The organism is Paenibacillus sp. 01T422, assembly GCF_056398785.1.
In genome coordinates, this window is record NZ_JBFTQB010001642.1 from 1 (window position 1) to 465 (window position 465).

1 protein-coding gene is annotated in these 465 nt (G+C 43.4%); it reads right to left on the bottom strand.

All coding sequences use genetic code 11. The annotated features are described in order from the left end of the window. The coding region (locus AC1DUA_RS40570; RefSeq protein WP_477505011.1) for a response regulator at positions 1-465 on the bottom strand (465 nt) is incomplete at both ends.

Here is a 465-nt window from a genome sequence, read left to right on the forward strand (position 1 = left end):
CTACTAGCTACTAGTTCTGTAGTCCGTTCTTCGACCCATTGTTCTAAAAGTGAATTCTGCTGCTTCAGTTTCTCCTCGGCTTCCGCCAGTTTGCGGTTCGTTTCTTCTAGATCAAGCGTCCGTTTGTGCAGGAGCTCGCTTTGATATTTGATTTTTTGATGTCCTAAATGCATATTGACGAAAGCATCGACTTTCATTCGCAGCATTTCGGGATGAACAGGCTTGAATAAGTAATCAATGGAGCCTACATGATATCCTTTTAATACATGCTCAATTGATGTGCTGAGCGCCGTTAAGAAGATGATAGGAATATCCTGACATGCCTTGCGCTGTTTGATCAGCTCAACCGTCTCAAAGCCGCTTAGTCCCGGCATTTGTACATCCATTAGGATGACAGCGATATGATCGGCGGGTTCCTTTAATAAATATCGAAGAACTTCTTCACCCGATTGCAGTGAAATAACG